The organism is Micromonospora sp. DT4 (genome assembly GCF_049841675.1).
In the GTDB taxonomy this organism is placed as follows: domain Bacteria; phylum Actinomycetota; class Actinomycetes; order Mycobacteriales; family Micromonosporaceae; genus Micromonospora.
Genome location: NZ_JBNCKT010000373.1, coordinates 1 through 530 on the forward strand (window position 1 = coordinate 1; position 530 = coordinate 530).

At 71.3% G+C, this 530-nt stretch carries 1 protein-coding gene; it reads left to right on the top strand.

The window, feature by feature from the left end; all coding sequences use genetic code 11:
- Positions 1-226: 226 nt before the first annotated feature.
- On the top strand, positions 227-530 hold a 304-nt coding region (locus ACLQ24_RS30160; RefSeq protein WP_425895125.1), incomplete at its 3' end, for a hypothetical protein.

Sequence of the window (530 nt, forward strand, 5' to 3'; positions counted from 1 at the left end):
GGGGCAGCCGGTGGGGGTGCGGGAGCGGATGGTGTATGTGCCGGTGGCCGGTGGCGGGTTGGGGGTGAGGTTGGAGGTGGCGTTGGGTCGTGGTCATCGGTTTGGTGTGCCGGTGTTGGTGTCGGGGGGTGGGTTGCGGGGGGATGTGTGGGGTTCGCGGGTGGTGGCGTTCGCCGGTGGTGCTCAGGTGGTGTTACCGCAGGAGTATGAGGCCGGGGGTCGGGCGGTGGAGGGGGTTCTGCGGTCGGTGGTGGTGGCCTCGGCGGTGGGTGGCGATGGTGAGCCGCAGGCGCCGCTGGTGTTGGTGGGGGCGGTGGCGGGTTTCCCGGCCTGGGATGGGCGGGGTGATTGTGTGGTGCGGGCGGATCGGTTGTTGACCGCGTTGGGTGTGACCGCGTTGGGTGTGGGCGATTCCGACGGTCGTGGTGACGGGTTGTGGGGGTCGGGGTCGGGGGTGACGGTGGCGTCGTTGGCGGCGCGGTTGGGTGGGGTGTTCACGCCGGCGACAGCGGGGGATGTGGCCCGGTTGG